The organism is Parahoeflea alexandrii, from assembly GCF_024105735.1.
GTDB classification, from domain to species: Bacteria; Pseudomonadota; Alphaproteobacteria; order Rhizobiales; family Rhizobiaceae; genus Hoeflea; species Hoeflea alexandrii.
Window position 1 is genome coordinate 1,472,066 of record NZ_JAAAML010000001.1, and the last position, 16,154, is coordinate 1,488,219.

At 61.4% G+C, this 16,154-nt stretch carries 17 protein-coding genes and 1 tRNA gene; 7 read left to right on the plus strand and 11 right to left on the minus strand.

Features of this window, described 5'->3' with window-relative positions; all coding sequences use genetic code 11:
* Positions 1-91: 91 nt before the first annotated feature.
* Complete coding sequence (locus GTW23_RS06790; RefSeq protein ID WP_252915168.1) at positions 92-1,447, plus strand: flavin monoamine oxidase family protein; 1,356 nt, start codon at positions 92-94, stop codon at positions 1,445-1,447.
* Between the two features lie 36 nt (positions 1,448-1,483).
* On the opposite strand, the gene GTW23_RS06795 is transcribed toward GTW23_RS06790, so the two are convergent.
* From GTW23_RS06795 to GTW23_RS06820, 6 genes are all read right to left on the minus strand, one after another.
* On the minus strand, positions 1,484-2,359 hold the full coding sequence (locus GTW23_RS06795) for a GNAT family N-acetyltransferase (RefSeq protein ID WP_252915169.1): 876 nt from the start codon (positions 2,357-2,359) through the stop codon (positions 1,484-1,486).
* Between the two features lie 2 nt (positions 2,360-2,361).
* Positions 2,362-3,042: an aspartate/glutamate racemase family protein gene (locus GTW23_RS06800; protein WP_252915170.1), complete on the minus strand. Its 681-nt coding sequence runs from the start codon at positions 3,040-3,042 to the stop codon at positions 2,362-2,364.
* A gap of 6 nt (positions 3,043-3,048) precedes the next feature.
* Positions 3,049-3,891 carry an ABC transporter permease gene (locus GTW23_RS06805; protein ID WP_252915171.1) on the minus strand — a complete coding sequence of 281 codons (843 nt, stop codon included), beginning with the start codon at positions 3,889-3,891 and terminating at the stop codon, positions 3,049-3,051.
* Between the two features lies 1 nt (position 3,892).
* Positions 3,893-4,759, minus strand: a complete 867-nt coding sequence (locus tag GTW23_RS06810; protein ID WP_152008393.1) for an ABC transporter permease — start codon at positions 4,757-4,759, stop codon at positions 3,893-3,895.
* A gap of 72 nt (positions 4,760-4,831) precedes the next feature.
* A complete protein-coding gene (locus GTW23_RS06815; RefSeq protein WP_152008394.1) occupies positions 4,832-6,124 on the minus strand; it encodes an ABC transporter substrate-binding protein in 1,293 nt (430 codons plus the stop codon).
* Positions 6,125-6,173: 49 nt separating this feature from the next.
* Positions 6,174-7,178: an ABC transporter ATP-binding protein gene (locus GTW23_RS06820; RefSeq protein WP_152008395.1), complete on the minus strand. Its 1,005-nt coding sequence runs from the start codon at positions 7,176-7,178 to the stop codon at positions 6,174-6,176.
* A 243-nt stretch (positions 7,179-7,421) separates the two neighbouring features.
* Here GTW23_RS06820 and GTW23_RS06825 point away from each other — a divergent pair, with 243 nt between their 5' ends.
* Positions 7,422-8,141: a GntR family transcriptional regulator gene (locus GTW23_RS06825; RefSeq protein ID WP_343200295.1), complete on the plus strand. Its 720-nt coding sequence runs from the start codon at positions 7,422-7,424 to the stop codon at positions 8,139-8,141.
* Between the two features lie 97 nt (positions 8,142-8,238).
* Here GTW23_RS06825 and GTW23_RS06830 read toward each other — a convergent pair.
* Together GTW23_RS06830 and GTW23_RS06835 are read right to left on the minus strand one after the other, a co-directional pair.
* Positions 8,239-8,313: transfer RNA gene (locus GTW23_RS06830), tRNA-Val, on the minus strand.
* A gap of 123 nt (positions 8,314-8,436) precedes the next feature.
* Positions 8,437-9,126 carry an HAD family hydrolase gene (locus GTW23_RS06835; RefSeq protein WP_252915172.1) on the minus strand — a complete coding sequence of 230 codons (690 nt, stop codon included), beginning with the start codon at positions 9,124-9,126 and terminating at the stop codon, positions 8,437-8,439.
* Positions 9,127-9,396: 270 nt separating this feature from the next.
* On the opposite strand from GTW23_RS06835, the gene rpiA reads away from it, so the two are divergent.
* The 3 genes from rpiA to gor all read left to right on the plus strand — a co-directional run bounded on the left by rpiA (position 9,397) and on the right by gor (position 12,246).
* The gene (gene rpiA, locus GTW23_RS06840) at positions 9,397-10,095 is read left to right on the plus strand and encodes a ribose-5-phosphate isomerase RpiA (RefSeq protein ID WP_152008397.1); all 699 of its coding nucleotides are present in this window, start codon (positions 9,397-9,399) and stop codon (positions 10,093-10,095) included.
* 18 nt (positions 10,096-10,113) lie between these two features.
* Positions 10,114-10,650, plus strand: coding sequence for a DUF2059 domain-containing protein (locus tag GTW23_RS06845; protein WP_152008398.1), 537 nt, complete (start codon positions 10,114-10,116; stop codon positions 10,648-10,650).
* Positions 10,651-10,857: 207 nt separating this feature from the next.
* Entirely contained in the window at positions 10,858-12,246 is a 1,389-nt protein-coding gene (gene gor / locus GTW23_RS06850; RefSeq protein WP_252915173.1) for a glutathione-disulfide reductase, read from the plus strand.
* A 6-nt stretch (positions 12,247-12,252) separates the two neighbouring features.
* Here gor and GTW23_RS06855 read toward each other — a convergent pair whose 3' ends face one another.
* Positions 12,253-13,119 (minus strand): alpha/beta hydrolase family protein, encoded by an 867-nt coding sequence (locus tag GTW23_RS06855; RefSeq protein ID WP_382264215.1) that lies wholly within the window; start codon positions 13,117-13,119, stop codon positions 12,253-12,255.
* Between the two features lie 223 nt (positions 13,120-13,342).
* Between GTW23_RS06855 and GTW23_RS06860 the strand changes: the two genes are divergently transcribed.
* Entirely contained in the window at positions 13,343-14,155 is an 813-nt protein-coding gene (locus GTW23_RS06860) for a hypothetical protein (protein WP_252915175.1), read from the plus strand.
* Positions 14,156-14,330: 175 nt separating this feature from the next.
* Here the strand turns inward: GTW23_RS06860 and GTW23_RS06865 are convergent, their stop codons facing one another.
* A complete protein-coding gene (locus GTW23_RS06865) occupies positions 14,331-14,726 on the minus strand; it encodes a RidA family protein (protein ID WP_252915176.1) in 396 nt (131 codons plus the stop codon).
* Between the two features lie 86 nt (positions 14,727-14,812).
* On the opposite strand from GTW23_RS06865, the gene GTW23_RS06870 reads away from it, so the two are divergent.
* A complete protein-coding gene (locus GTW23_RS06870; RefSeq protein WP_252915177.1) occupies positions 14,813-15,526 on the plus strand; it encodes a helix-turn-helix transcriptional regulator in 714 nt (237 codons plus the stop codon).
* 181 nt (positions 15,527-15,707) lie between these two features.
* Here GTW23_RS06870 and trxC read toward each other — a convergent pair whose 3' ends face one another.
* On the minus strand, positions 15,708-16,148 hold the full coding sequence (gene trxC, locus GTW23_RS06875) for a thioredoxin TrxC (RefSeq protein ID WP_252915178.1): 441 nt from the start codon (positions 16,146-16,148) through the stop codon (positions 15,708-15,710).
* Positions 16,149-16,154 lie beyond the last annotated feature (6 nt).

A 16,154-nucleotide genomic window follows, 5' to 3' on the forward strand; every position in this document is an offset into this window, starting at 1 on the left:
CGTGCTCCGTCAGGCGATACCATCCGGCAAGTCCCGCCAGCACAGGACCCAGAACAGGACTCAGCACAAGACCCAGCACAGGACAACGCCCATGATCTCGCGCCGTCACCTCCTCAAGACCGGGCTTCTTGGCACGGCTGTGCTGCCTCTGCTTGTGCCGCGGCGGTCGCGTGCCGCGATTGCCGATGTCGACGTCATCGTCATCGGCGCCGGGATCGCCGGGCTGGCGGCTGCCCGGCGCCTGGTCGACCTTGGCTACGAGACCATCGTACTGGAAGCGGATGCCATCGCCGGTGGACGGGTGAAGACGGACTGGTCGCTCGATGCGCCGTTCGAGGTCGGCGCGGGCTGGATTCACGGGCCTGACGGCAATCCGGTCTCGGCGCTTGCCGAGGCGGTGGATGCAGGGCCGTTCGTGACCGACGACGAGAGCTACCAGGTCTTTGCGGCCAATGGTGACCCGGTCTCTGCGGGTGACATCGAGGCGGGCTACCGGCGGCTCGAGAAGCTCTATGCGGCCATTGATGACGAGCTCGACGACGACATGGCGCTTTCCAAGGCGATTTCGCGGATGGGGGGCAAGCTTAAGTCCGACCCCATACTCGGCTGGATGACGTCGGCCTATACCGAATTCTCCACCGGCGGACCGATCGAAAAGCTGTCCGCGTACTATTTCGATGAAGACGGTGTTTACCCGGGCGAAGACGTGGTGCTGACCAGGGGATATGACAGCATCGTCAAGCACCTGGCGCGCGATCTGGATATCCGGCTGAACACAAGGGTCACCGCAATATCCTACGAGAAGGGCGAGGGGGCGCTGGTTTCCACAGATGCGGGAGAATTCGAATCCAGTTTCGTCATCTGTACGGTGCCGCTGGGGGTGCTGAAGGCTGGCGCGATCCGGTTCGATCCGCCGCTGCCGAAAGCCCACCGTCGCGGCATCGAGAGCATCGGCATGGGCAATGTGACGAAACTGGCGCTGAAGTTCGACGAAGCCTTCTGGCCCGACGATGTTCAGTATTTCGGACTGATGACCGAGACGCGGGGGCGCTGGAACTATTTTCTCAACTACCGCACCTTCAGCGAGGAGAACATCCTGCTGGGGCTGTGTGTCGGCGACTATGCCCGCAAGGTCGAGGCGATGAGCGATGCAGACATGGTTGCCGATTGCATGGACGCCGTAAGGTCGATGTTCGGGGCCGGCTCCCCGGATCCTGTTGCGCATCTGGTCACCCGGTGGTCGACCAACCCGAACAGCCTGGGCGCCTATTCCTACAGTGCGGTCGGCTCGAAGCCTGCGCATTTCGACAATCTGGCCACACCGATCGCCGATACCGTCCTGCTGGCCGGCGAACACACGAATTTCGAGTATCACGCCACCGTGCACGGCGCCTATCAGAGCGGCCTCAACGCGGCGCAGATCATCGAGGACCGGCTGGCTGGTTAGCTCTAGTCCCATGCGTGCGGGCAGAGGTTGCTGGTTTCAACCAAGCTCGAAGCTGGTGACGCCATAGATGCTGGCCCAGGGCAGCTCCGGGGCAGACCCGCGATACATTCGGGCGGTTTCAAACACCGGGGTCAGGCCCGCGCTTTGAGCCATTCCCATCGCCTGATTGTTGGTCTCCGGCACATCGAGCGTGATTGATGCCCCGCGCTCGGCCTCTGCGCAGCAGGCTTTAAGCAACGCTTCGGCAGCGTGCCGGGTTTGCGCGAACAACGGCCCGATTTTGTAACCCTCGACACATTTGCGGATCGTCGCATAGCCGCTCAAAGCGCCGCTATCGAACGCCACAAGCGTTTTGCGGCCCGCCTCAGATGCTGCATAGATCCAGGCCTTGAGGAAACCCGGCCTTGGCGAACCGAAACAGACCCGGTCGAGTGTTTCTATCTGGCCGGCATGTTGATCCAAAGCCGCTTCGACCGTCACCGCTGATCCCGGCAGTTCAGTCGGTATCGGCACGCCGGTGAAGCGGATGTTGCGGCCGACGAGCTGGAAGCCACTTTTCGTGTAGTTTTCCTGCTGTGCGACAACGCCGTCGAGCCCGACGGTGCGTTTGCCGAGATAGGCCATTCCCGCGCTCCAGGTAGCCATGCCGAAGCCTTTGCCCCGGGCATCGGGGTGAACGATGTAAAAGCCCAAAAAGCCCTGGGTCTCGCCATACTTCACCACTGAGATCGAGGACACTGGCCTGTCATTCGCATAGCCCAACAGGAAGCCGGACGTGTCGGCTGCGAAAAAAGCCTCGAGATCTGCAATGCCGGGGTTCCAGCCCTCATCGCGTGCCCAGCCTTTGGCCACCGCGAATGCCTCCGGCGTTGCACTGCGCACTCTAAACCCGCCCTGCGGTTCTGGATCCATGATCAGGCCATATCCGTCTTTGCCATCCGCGCGGTGACCTCACGTTCACACCAGGCAACCGCCGCGCTGACACCTTCAATAACCGGCAGAGAATAGGTGTTTTCGAGGATCAGCGCCATATCCGCCATGCCGGCGCATCCCAGCACGATGGAGCCGCACCGATCCGTCCTGATCGCATCCGCGATTTCAGCGCCGATGCGGGCCAGCGCCCGATCAGGGTGCTGTTCGAGATCGAGAACCGGAATTTCGCTGGCGCGAACACGGGCGCACTGGGGCAACAGGCCGTAGGCTCTGATGTTGTGCTCCAGCACCGGAATGGAGACCGCAAGGGTTGTGACCACCGAGAATGGCGTGGCCTTTTCGGCCGCCAGCAAGTAGGCCGCTTCTCCGATCCCGGTCAGCGGCACCTCGCAGCGGGCGCGCAATTCGCACAGTCCGGTGTCATCAAAGCAGGCGATGATGACCGCATCAAAGGAATGCCCGGCGCTCATGTGCCTGTCGAAGACGGCGTAGAGGCCGGGAAGTGCAGCTTCGCCGTCTTCGGCTCCCTGGATGGAGGCCGGACCCTGGTCTGGATTGACTGCAAGGATGGTCGTTCCGGCTGAAGCGGCCTTTGCCGCGGCTGTTCCAATGGCCTCGGTCATGGTGGTCGTGGTGTTGGGATTGATGATCAGGATTCGCATGGCTGGTTACACAAGACCGTTTCCGGAATCATTTCCGCTGCTGGCGCGCCTGCGGTTGAGCACCCAGGCGCTCAGAATGAAAACGGCAATGACAACAAGCGAGAAAACCGTCGTCAGCGTGCCGAGCGCATAGAGCACCGGCGAGGTGACGTTGGTGGTCATGCCGAAGATCTCGAGCGGCAGGGTATTGTAGGACCCAGCAGTGAGGAGTGTGCGGGCAAACTCGTCATAGGAAAGGGTGAAGCCGAACAGGGCGACGCCGATCAGGCTCGGGGCGATGATCGGCAGCACCACATGGCGGATCGTCTGCCATGACGTCGCGCCGAGATCCCGGGCGGCTTCCTCGTAGGTCTTGTCGAAGCGGTTGAACACCGCGAACATGATCAACAGCCCGAACGGCAGGGTCCATGTCAGTTGCGAACCGAAGCCCGAGGTTGTCCAGTGCACGTCGAGATCCAGCTGGTTGAAGATCAGGCCAACGCCGAGCGAAATCAGGATCGAGGGAATGATCAGGCTGGTGATGACCATATAGAACAGCACGCCGGAGCCGAGGAAGCGCTTGCGGAAGGCGAGACCGCCCATCACGGAAACAACAACGGTGGTGACCATCACCATCAGACCAAGCCCCAGCGACCGCCGGAACGAGCCCCAGATGTCGCCCACGGCCTGCTGCTCGAACAGATCGTAAAACCAGTGCAGCGAGACACCATTCATCGGAAACGTCAGTCCGCCCTTGGGGCCTTGAAACGAGAGAATGGCGATGGTGATCGTCGGGCCGTAGAGAAACAGGATGAAGAGGGCGAAGAAAGCCGCCAGCACATAAAATGATCGACCGCGCTGTTCCGACATATCAGAGCTCCTTCCGGATGTTGACGAAGCGCAGCATGATGCCGATCACGATCAGCACGGTGATCAGCAGCACAACGGAAGTGGCGGCGGCGGACGGATATCGCAGAAGGGCCACGTCATTGGAGATGAGGCGGCCGACATTGGCCGATTGCGACCCGCTCATGAACCGCACGGTGATGAAATCGCCCATCACCAGCGTGACCACGAAGATCGAGCCGATCATGATTCCGGGCTTGGTCAGCGGCAGGATGACATTGGTCAGCGTCTGAAACCCGGTGGCGCCGGCATCGCGGGCAGCTTCCAGCAGCGATTTGTCGATGCGCATCATGGTGTTGAAGATCGGGACCACCATGAACAGCGTGTAGAGATGGACAAAGGCCAGCACCACGGCGAAGTCGGAAAACAGCAGCCATTCCAGGGGCTCGTCGATGATGCCCATCGAGATCAGCGTCTGATTGGCGATGCCGTTGCGGCCGAGAAACGGCACCCAGGAGATCATTCGGATGATGTTGGATGTCAGAAACGGCACCGTGCACACCAGGAACAGCACGATCTGCCAGGTCTGGGTGCGGATATGGAAGGCGAGAAAATAGGCAACCGTGAAACCGATCGCCAGGCACAACGCCCAGGAGATGAGAGTGAACATGAAGGTCTTGAGAAAGACCGAGTAGGTCACCGCCGAGCCGAACAGGAACTGGTAATTGTCGAGTTTGAAGGCCGGATAGATCGAGAATTCCGTGGCGCCCCAGAAGCTGACCACGACAATCATGGCGATCGGCAGCACCAGGAAAAGCGCGAGCACGAGGGCCAGCGGCGACGCCATCAGCCAGCCGGTCAGATCATTGGAAATGGATCGCTTGGAAGACATTGATCACCTGACATTCGGGGGATGAAACCCCGCGCCGGAAATAGGCGCGGGGAGTTGCCATACCGGCTGGCGTCAGGCGGCGATGAACTCGTTCCACTTGCCGACCATGTACTGGTTTTCGTCCATGACGGCGTTCCAGCAGGCAACGGCGCCCATGCGGGCCTCGTAGGAGCCGCCGTCGCGAACGTCGCCGGCAGCGGCCAGCTTGTCGCCGGTCGGGCTGGTGATGTCCCCTGTCGCGGGCTTGCCTTCGTACCAGTAGCCCCACTCGTTCTCGGACATGAACAGTTTCGAGGTTTCCGGAACGGCCGAGTAGTAGCCCTGACGCATGAGGTAACCGCCGACCCAGCCAGAGAGGTACCAGTTGATGTATTCATAGGCGGCTTCGAGCTCGAGGCCCGAGAGGTTGGCTGACAGGCCGATGCCGCCGCCCCAGGAGCGGTAGCCTTCCTTCAGCGGCTGATAGACACACTCGATGCCTTTGGCCTTCACCGCCGTGATTGCGGGCGACCACATCGACTGAATGACGACTTCGCCCGACGCCATCAGGTTGACGCTCTCGTCGAAGCTCTTCCAGAAGGCGCGGAACTGGCCGGCCTTCTTGGCCTCGGTGAAGATGGCGATGGTCTTGTCGATCTCTTCGCGGGTCATGTTGCCCTTGTCGGCATACTTGATCTCGCCCATGGCCTCGCAGACCATGGCCATATCCATGATGCCGATCGACGAGATGTCGAGGATCGAGGCCTTGCCCTTGAACTCGGGGTTCAGGAGCTCGGCCCAGGTGTCGATCGGGCGGCCGATCAGGTCCGGACGGATCCCCAGCGTATCGGCATTGTAGATTGTCGGGATCAGCGTCATCCAGCCGGTGACGTCCTTGGCGAAGGCTGTGCCGTCCTTGCCGTCGACAAAGCCGACCGTGCTCGGTGCGGTGCCCTGGGCAACGGTGCTCTCGGGCGTCAGCTTGCCGGTGGTGAAGATTGGCGCGATCTTGTCGAAATTCTTGATCTTGGACGTATCCATCGCCTGAAGGTTGCCTGTCGGCCAGACCTTCTTGCAGATCCAGTACTCGATGTCGGCAATGTCGAAGCTCTTTGGCTGGGTGGCGGCGCGCTGGGTCACGCTGTCGGAATCAAGCGCGGTCATTTCCAGGGTGAAGCCCAGGTCTTCCTTTACCTTGATGGCGACGTCGTTGAGGTTGGACACGCCGGTGCCGAACTGGCGGAGCGTCACGTCCTTGATGTTCTGCGCCCAGATTGTCGGAAACCCGGTCACAACACCCGAGCCGATTGCGGCACCCGCAACGGCGGCGGTGCCCTTGAGCACTGAACGTCGGCTGATGGATTTGGAGTTTGGCGTCTCGGTCATGTTCATTCTCCTTGCTGGTGATTGGCATGTTGGTGGTGGTTGGTAAGGGTCAGCTCGCCAGGCGGTGTGTGTCGCCGGGCTTCCAGTTGAGAAAGACCGTCTGGCCAATCTCCAAAGGTTCTTGGGAAAAGAGGGCATCGGAAATGGTGACGCTTATCGGGCTTGACGCTTGCGTCGCATCGGCTTCGTCGAGGCCGACGGAGAAGGTGGTGCCCAGATACTCGATCTCGCGGACGACAGCGGAGAGCCCGGCGCCGTCCTTCGAGCTGGTCTTGCTGATCTGGACCTTGTCCGCGCGGATGGCGAGATAGGATTGGCCATCGCGCATCACGTTGTGTCCGCCCATGAACTGGGCCACGAACTGCGTCTGCGGCTTGTTGAACACGTCCTGGGCGCTGCCGACCTGTTCGATCCGGCCTTTGTTCATGACAATGACCTGGTCGGCAAGGGACAGCGCCTCGTCCTGGGAATGGGTGACGTGAATGAAGGAAATCCCCAGCTCACGCTGCAACCGCTTGAGCTCGGAGCGCATGCGCAGCCGCAGGAATGGATCGAGTGCAGACAAGGGCTCGTCAAGCAGCAGGATAGATGGATTGGTGATCAGCGCCCGGGCAAGCGCCACGCGCTGCTGCTGACCGCCCGAGAGTTGCGCCGGCAGTCGAGCGGCAAAGCCCACCATGTCCACAAGTTCCAGAAGCTTCATCGCCTCGACGTGACGCGCGGATTTCTCTACGCCCTTCATCTTCAGGCTGAAGGCCACATTGTCGGCGACGCTGAGATGCGGGAACAGCGCATAATTCTGAAACATCATCGCGGTGCCGCGGCCGGCCGGCGGCAGATCGGTGATGTTCTTGCCACCCAGCAGAATGTCACCCCGGGTGACGGTTTCATGCCCGGCGATCATCCGCAGGGTGGATGACTTTCCACAACCCGAGGGCCCCAGAAGGCAGGTGTAGGACGTTCCGGGAATCCTTAATGTGATGTCGTCGACGGCAATCGATTGCCCATAGGATTTTGTTATCGAGATCAGCTCTGCTGCGGATTTGTCCATCATGGTCTGGTTCCTTGCCTTCCACACAGGGTGAGCAAGCGCCGTGCCAGACTCGCGGAATTTTCAAGTCATTGATTTCTTGAACTATAATTTTGTGCGTCCGACGCACGTTTCATCGTCTGCCTAAATTGTAGCCAATATTTTATACAATATGATTAATTATCGTATACAATATTGCATTGCCAAATCGGGCGGCAAATTCTATGAACACAGGTCAAGAACTTCAGCTCTTTCAGGCATTCAGCGGTGACCAAAGCTCTACGCACAGTCCAAGGCGAGGCGCACGGCCAGGCAGGCCCGGCAAGCCGGTCGGATATGGTGGTCGCCGGCCTTCAGCGTGCGATCTTTGAACACAAGATCGCACCGGGCACCAAATTGTCCGAGGATGAAGTCGGCGAGATCTTCGGGGTCAGCCGCACCATTGTCCGCTCCGCGCTGCAGGCCCTGGCCCACTCCCAACTGGTCTCCATCGAAAAGAACCGCGGCGCGTTCATCGCCAGCCCGACACCGAAGGAAGCGCACGAGGTTTTCGAGGCGCGCGGGCTGATCGAGCCCCGGGTCGCGGCGATGGCCGCCAAGCGCATGACCGATCAGATGCTTGAAATTCTGGCGAGCCATATCGAAGATGAACATGCGGCGACGGCGTCAGGGGACAAGGGCCGGGCGTTGTCGCTTTCAGGCGGGTACCATCTCAAGATCGCCGAAATCGCCGGGCATGAGGTTTTTACCGACTTTATCCGCGCGCTGATTTCCCGGTCGTCGCTGATCATCGCACTCTACTGGCGCAGGGCTGACACGACCTGTGAGAGCCATTCCCACCATGCCTTGATGAAAGCTTTCGAACACCGTGACCCGGCAGCCGCCGAAGAGATCATGCGCAGCCATATCGTTGACTTGCATTCGGGGCTGAATTTGAGTGATGTGAACAGATCACCGCTCTCGCTGGCGGATGCCTTGAAACTCTAGAGCCAATCAAGCCTGGAGTGGGCATTCGGTCAGTTGGCAATGACGGCGACGCGGCCGATCACAAAGGGATCGGGCTTGCCAGGTATCAGGAAATAAATGGTGGGCGCGACAGGGATTGAACCTGTGACCCCTGCCGTGTGAAGGCAGTGCTCTCCCGCTGAGCTACGCGCCCGTCGCCGGCCCGCAAGGTGCGGCGCGAACGGTTGATCGGCGGTATAAGCGTAGCGCGGGGCAGGCGTCAAGCGGCAGATCCGCGGGTGTCGCGGTTTTTGGCAAAAGCCGAGCAGGCCGCCTTTCAGCCGGCCGTGTGCCGGCTCTCGATCAGGGAGCGGACCATGTCCGCGTCGAGTTCGTCGAAATGGTTGATGATGATGTCCGGGTTGAAGTCCGACACCGGCTTGTCTGAATAGCCGAAGGGAACCGCGATCGCCGGTACCGCGGCGTTCTGTGCGGCGAGGATGTCGTTGATGCTGTCGCCGATCATCACCGCGTTGGCGGGCAGGGCGCCGGCCATCTCGATGGTGCCGAGAACATGCTCGCCATGGGGTTTTCTGACCGCGAAGGTGTCGCCGCCGGTGATTGCGGCAAAGCGCCCGGTCAGGCCGAGGCTGTCGAGCAGGCGCCGCGCCAGCGCCTCGGTCTTGTTGGTGCACACGGCGAGCTTCATGCCGCTGGCTTCCAGCCGGTCGAGTGCTGCGAGCAGGCCGGGATAGGGCTGCGAGTGCCCCGGCATTTCCGCGGCATAGTGCACCAGGAAGGCATCGAAGGCGGTTTCGAGCTTCTCGGGTGCGAAGGCGTAACCGTGATGCGACCAGGCGCGTTCGATCATCACTTTCGCGCCCTGACCGACCAGCCATGTCATGTCCTCGAAGGTCACCGGGGCAAGACCGTCCAGCGCGAGCACGTGATTGAGGCTCGCCATCAGGTCCGGAGCGGTGTGGATCAAGGTGCCATCGAGGTCGAAAATAACCAGGGAAGAAGTCATGAATGCTCCGGGGCAAGGGGACAGGCGGCGCCGGACTGGCAACGCGGTGCTGGCTTATCAGGCAGGCGTTACCTCCGCAATCGGCGGTTTGGCCTGCCGATCTGACGTTTTCAGTGGAAAACCAAGCCGGCCTTGCTGAAAAGGCCGCCCGATTCCGCCGAATACGGCGCTGGCCACCGCGCCGGGGTCGAGGAGCGCCATCACGGGCTTTGCCTTGCCATGCTTCCATGCTAACAGGCGGGCCGGTATCAACAACAATGGCAGACAGGCATGGACGCCCGGCAACTCAAGATCGCAGCAGCACAGGCAGCCCTCGAACATGTCGAGGACGGAATGCGGCTCGGTATCGGGACAGGTTCGACCGCGGATGAATTCGTCCGTCTTCTTGCGGAAAAGGTCGCCGAAGGCTTCAATGTCCAGGGCGTGCCGACATCCGAACGCACGGCGCGGCTCTGCGTCGAGCTGGGAGTGCCGCTCTATTCGCTTGATGACCTGCCCGAACTCGACCTGACCATTGATGGCGCTGACGAGGTGGATGGTTCGCTCGGCCTGATCAAGGGGGGCGGCGGTGCGCTGCTGCGCGAGAAGATCGTCGCCTCTGCTTCGGCCCGGATGATCGTGATCGCCGACGAGACAAAGCTGGTCGACACACTCGGCCAGTTTCCGCTGCCGGTCGAGGTTGCTCCGTTCGGCATGACGGCGACACGGCTTGCGGTCGAACGGTTGGCGTCGCGGCTGGGCCTGACCGGCGATATCGTGCAGCGCCCCGACAAGGACGGCCCCTATCTTACCGATGGCGGCCATTTCATCCTTGATGCATCTTTTGGCCGCATTCCGGATGCAGAAGCGCTCGCAAACGGGCTCGTCGCCATTCCCGGTGTCGTCGAACACGGATTGTTTCTCAAAATGGCGGATGCCGCGATCATCGCTTCGCAAAGCGGCGCGCGCACCCTGCTCGCGAAGGATTAAACAGGAGTGAAACCGAACATGACTATCCTCACCGGTCTAAAGCGCTTCGGCGCGGGCATGATTGTGATCTCCGGTCTCGCCGTGGCCGGCCATTCGGCCATTGCGCAGGAACTGAGCGACGATCACATTGCCGCCGCCCGGGCCGCCATCGATGCCCTGGGATCCACCAACCAGTTCGACGCGATCATTCCCGGCGCTGCCGAGGAACTGAAAGTCAACATGATTCGAACCAATGCGGACCTTCAGGAAGTGATCAGCACCACCGTCGACGAGGAGGCGCTGAAAATCGTGCCGCGTCGGGGTGATCTGGAAAGGGAAGCGGCGCAGATCTACGCCAAGTCTTTCAGCAAGGACGAACTGACCGCAATCGCCGACTTCTACAATTCTCCGGCAGGCAAGAAGCTGATCGAGACCGGTCCGCTGGTGACGCGCGAACTGGTCAAATCGGCCGATATCTGGGCCTCCGGCGTTGCCCGCGACCTTGCAAACAATGTCGGCGCGGCATTGGAAGAGAAGGTCGGCGAGCGCCCGAAGCTCTCCAACGACAACCAGTAATCGGCGATATCGTGCGGCCGCCAGCAGCGTCGCGCGCGATCACATTGCCGTGTTGGCGTATCGATTTCACAGCCCGGGCGAGAGCCCGGGCTTTTATCTTGGCCGGTCTTGGCTAAAAAGGCGACTGCCGCCGGGACATCAGAGATCCCGCATCGTCCCGCAAAGGCGATGAGCCTTTTGACAACGCCCCAATAAGGATATCCGCACATGAGCGAGTTCGATTTCGACCTGTTTGTCATTGGTGGCGGATCCGGCGGCGTTCGCGCGGCACGTCTGGCGGCGGGCCTGGGCAAGCGCGTGGCGATCGCCGAAGAGTACCGTTTCGGCGGGACCTGCGTCATTCGCGGCTGTGTTCCCAAGAAGCTGTTCGTCTACGCCTCGCAGTTCAACGAGCATTTCGAGGACGCCCACGGATATGGCTTTCGGGTCGGAGAGACCAGCTTCGACTGGCAGACACTGATTGCCAACAAGGATCGCGAGATCGACCGGCTGGAGGGGCTCTACCGTCACGGGCTTGAAAACGCCGGGGCGGAGATCATTGCCTCGCGGGCGGAGCTGACCGGACCCAATTCCGTCCTGATCAAGGCAACCGGGCAGGAGGTGACCGCCCGTCACATTCTCATCGCAGTTGGCGGCAAGCCCAATCCGCACGCGTCGCTGCCTGGCCACGAGCTTTGCATCCACTCCAACGAGGCGTTTCACCTCGAGGCGTTGCCGAAGGCCATTCTGATCGCCGGCGGCGGTTACATCGCGGTCGAGTTCGCCAACATCTTCCACGGGCTCGGCGTCGACACCACGCTGATCTACCGCGGCAAGGAAATCCTGTCGCGCTTCGACATGGACATGCGCCGCGGCCTGCATTCGGCGATGGAGGAAAAGGGCATCCGCATCCTGTGCCACGAGGTCTTCTCCAAGATAGAGCGGGGCCCGGATGGGCGTCTTGTCGCCCACACCAGCAACGGCAAGGCGCTGGTGGCAGACCAGGTGATGCTGGCGCTGGGCCGCGATCCCAACACCGACGGCCTCGGGCTCAAGGCGGCGGGCGTTGAAACAGGCCACAAGGGCGAGATCATCGTTGATGAGTATTCGCGCACGAATGTCGAAAGTATCTATGCCGTCGGCGACGTGACCAACCGGGTCGAGCTGACCCCGGTGGCCATCCACGAGGCGATGTGCCTGATCGACACGCTCTATCATGACCGGCCGACCTCGCCGGACCACGACCTGATCGCCACGGCGGTGTTCTCGCAGCCGGAAATCGGCACGGTCGGCCTGTCGGAGGACGAGGCATCCAGCAGGTATGATGAACTGGAAATCTACCGGGCCGAATTCCGCCCGATGAAGGCGACGCTGTCGGGCCGCAAGGAAAAGACCGTGATGAAGCTCGTGGTCAATGCCGAGGACCGCAAGGTACTCGGCGCCCATATTCTTGGCCATGATGCGGGCGAACTGGCGCAGATTCTCGGTATCGTGCTCAAGGCCGGCTGCACCAAGGATGATTTCGACCGGACCATGGCGGTGCATCCGACCGCGTCGGAAGAACTCGTGACCATGTACAAGCCGAGCTACCGGGTGAAGAACGGCGAACGGGTCTGACTTTCGTCAGCCGTTTTCCTCACCCTTCAGCCAGGCGATCGGCTCCGGCCAGAGCGTCTCGCTGAAGCGCGAGCGGAAGAAATCGAGATGGCCGATCGGACCGCCTGCGGTTTCGGGGTCGAGCCATCTGGTTTCGACCGGCGCGTTGACGAAATGGCGCATGATGGCGTCGCGCGCCGCCGGCGTCCCCCAGGGATCGTCGGCAGCACCTATGGCCAGGATCGGCGTCCGCACCGAAGCGAACAGGGTTTTGGCGTCAAAGCGAGGCTCGGAGAAGAAGTAGTCCGGCCTGCTGCACCATCTGGTCCAGTCCGCAAACACGCCGCCGGGCAGGCCGGAGCCGAGGCCCATTCCGGACGGCACCTGGCCCAGCACCTTGGCAACCGGGTTGGCGACACAGTTCATCAGCGCGTAGAGTTTCAGGCCGCCGCCGAGATTGCGCCAATAACCCGAAATCGTCGCCACCATCAGGTAGCGCTCGAAGCGTTCGGACACATTGCCGAGCCCCAGCGCCTGGCCGCCATAGGACTGGCCGACGCCGACGACCGGATGGCCCGGCGCCACGCTTTCGAGCCGGGCGAGTGCGGCGGGAAAATCCTTCATGCCCCAGTCGGCCATCGAGATATGGCGTGGGTTGACGTTTCTGCTCACAGAGCCGCCGGTGCCGCGGTAATCATAAGTGAGGGCTGCGCGAAACCCGTGCCGGGTGACGAGGCTTTCGGCGAATTTCTGGTAGAAACCGCGCTTGACCGCGGTGGCGGCGGAAATCAGCGCCAGCGGTCCGTCGCCGGTCCCTGTTGTCAGCGTGCCCTCGAGCGGATGGCCGTCGTCCGCCTCGAAGCGGATGATTTCTACGCTGGCGGAATGTTCCATCGTCGCGGCTTGCTCTAACGCAGCGGCTGGCTGACCGGTTGGTGATGGCATGGCGCTGGACCTCCTGTGGCGCTGCCGTCACTCTGTCTAACGTTTACGTTCACGTCAATTACCTGTGGCGTCGTTTGCATCCTTTTCCCTGACCGGCTTCGTGGCCGCCCCCGGCGGGGAGGGCGAGGCATTCGGACAAGCCCGGCAATCCCTCATGCAAGGACACCCGCTCATGCCGGGAAACCCACTTGAGCATCGGCTCGGAACCGTTCATCGTCGCGCCATGAACCGCGCCGCCTTCTTTCATCACCTGACCGAAACCGATCCGCGCCTGTTCCCGAACGGGATGACGGCCGCGCAGCGGGAAGGGCTTGGGGTCAAGCTCGATGTCTGGGCCAGATGGTATGCCGCCGATCATCCGCTGACCTATCTCGCCGCAGCACTGGGGCAGATTTACCGCGAGACCGGCGGGCGGATGGAGCCGGTGCTCGAGGCCTTTGCGCCGGATCGGGCGACCTCGGCCGAGCGGCTTCAGAAGGCTTTTAACGCGGGACGGCTAAAATGGGTGAGAGAGCCCTACTGGATGGCCGACGAGACCGGACGCCACCCGGTTGGCGGCGGCGACATCCAGCTCACCCACCGGCGCAACTATCTCGGCGCGGAGGAGGGACTCAAACGCCGCTTCGGGGTGTCGGTCGGGCTGGGCGAAAACTACGACCTGATCCTCGATCCGGTGGTCTCCGCCCACGTGGCCTATTCCGGCATGATCGAGGGCTGGTTCCGGCCCTGCAAGCTTGCGGATTTCTGCTCTGACGCCGGGCTCGACTACGCCGCCGCCCGCGACATCGTCAACGGCGACGCCAAGATGATCGGCGAGGAGATCGCCCGCAACTGCGAGATCTTCGAGGCGGCCTTGCGGGCCGCGGGCGCCGACAGGGATTTCGGCCCGCCGGAGGCGCCGGTGGATTGGCCGGGTCAGAGGCGCCCCTCTTTGCTGCAGCGGTTCATTGCGCCTTTTCAGCGGCTTGCGGACAGATTCAGGTAATTCGATTCATGGTGTTGAGACGCCGGTTCATGCGCCTGAATGATGGTCTTGGCAGCCAGGGCGGGCCGCGCGCCCACCTCTGAGGAGCAGACTTTGGCGGCAATTTCCAGCAATGACCCCAATTTGGAAATGCGGCCATTGACATGTCTCAATCCAATGGCCGCATTGCTTTTGGTCAGGCCGCTGCAGTCGCTTCAATCTCGAAAAGCAGTCCAGGGATCGCGAGGCGCGTCACGCCCAGGAGGGTCATCGGCGGGGCAACCCGATGGGGACCGAAACGCATGCCCAGCAGGTCAAAATTCTTCAGCGCATCATCTACGTCAATGGCATAGATACCCAACTTGACCACATTACTGAGGTCCATTCCCGCGCCTTTCAGCACCGCTTCAAGATTGTCGAGGGCGAGGCTAATCTGCGCACGCATGTCGCCGGGATGTTGCGGAGCGCCATCGCTATCCACCGCGGTTTGACCCGCGCAGATCACTTGCCGCGTCGCGCCTTCGATCACCTCGGCCTGATTGTAGCCCAGCTTGATCGACCAGTCCCAGGGGTTCACTGCTGTCCGTTTCATGTCGCAATCTCCTTCTCTGCGTTGATGTATTCGGAATAGGATAAAACAGTGCCAAATCCTGTCACTATTTGTGTTATGGTGGCGATATGAATGTGAGACTCAGACACGACGCCATCGTGCGCAGCCTGCGCCGCAACGGCACATCCACGGTTGAAGCGCTTGCGATGGAAGTTGGCACCTCTCGCCGAACCGTATTGCGCGACATCAGCGCCCTGCGGGAAGAAGGCTATGTGATCCATTCTGATGTCGGCCGCGGTGGTGGTCTTCAGCTTGATCCGCAGTCGGTCCAAACCAACGCCAAACTTTCGGTCCCAGAGGTCTTCGCCCTGTTGATCAGTGTTGCCGCCACGCGGGCCGCCGGAAACCTGCCGTTCTCTGAACTTGCCGACGCGGGTCTTGCCAAGATCGAAAAAGCCTTGCCCTCGGACAAGATCAAGGACCTGCGCAGTTTCCTGGAGTGTCTGCACATTGGCCCGCTGTCGCCGCTACAGGACCTGTCGGACATGGGGAAAATGGAGCCGGAACTGCTACCCGCGTTTGAAACGGCTTTTCTGAGACGCCAATTTGTTCGTTTTGACTATCGCGACGCAAAGGGCCGTAAGACCCGACGCGAGGTCGAGCCGCAAGCCATGCTGATCTTGCCACCCCTTTGGTACCTCGTAGGCTGGGACCCCTCGCGTGAGGACTTCCGCCATTTCAGAATGGACAGGATTAGCCGCATAGAAGCGGTGACCGAAACCCAGTTTCGCCGCCGCCATGTGCCTTTCGAAGATGATGTTTGCCCCTACAGCGAATTGTAACCGCAAAGTAAAGCAGGTCATGAGGGAAGGACACAATATCGGACACTCCGGGCTCGAAGCTGCCTTCCGCCGCTAAACGCACCAAGGTCAGCATTGGGCCGAAAGCGTAGCCGCAATTCAACAACCAGCCTTTCTCATAGAGCACCCAAGTCATTTGTCTGACGGCCTCGCCGGGATGTCGTCACCGCTTCAGGTGCTGGCTGACCCAGCTTACAATCGACCGCGCGTCCATGGCGCCGGGCTGGCGGGCGACTTCGCGGCCATGATCGAACAGGATGATCAGCGGGATGCCGCGGATCTGGTAGCGGGAGCCGACGGCCTGGTGCTGCTCGGTGTCGAGCTTGGCGAACCGCACTTTTGGCGACATCTGTTTGGCGGCGTCGGCAAACTGTGGTGCCATCATCCGGCAGGGCCCGCACCAGGGCGCCCAGAAATCGACCAGCAGCGGCACCTCGTCGTTCTTCAGGTGCTTGTTGAGCTGCGCCTCGTCGAGCTCGAACGGCGTGTCGGGCATGAGCTGCGCCTTGCAGACGCCGCAGCTGGGCCGGGCGCCGAGCTTGGCCGCCGGGATCCGGTTCTTGGCCTGGCAGGAGGGGCAGGTGAGGTGGGTCAGGTCTGTCATGTCCGG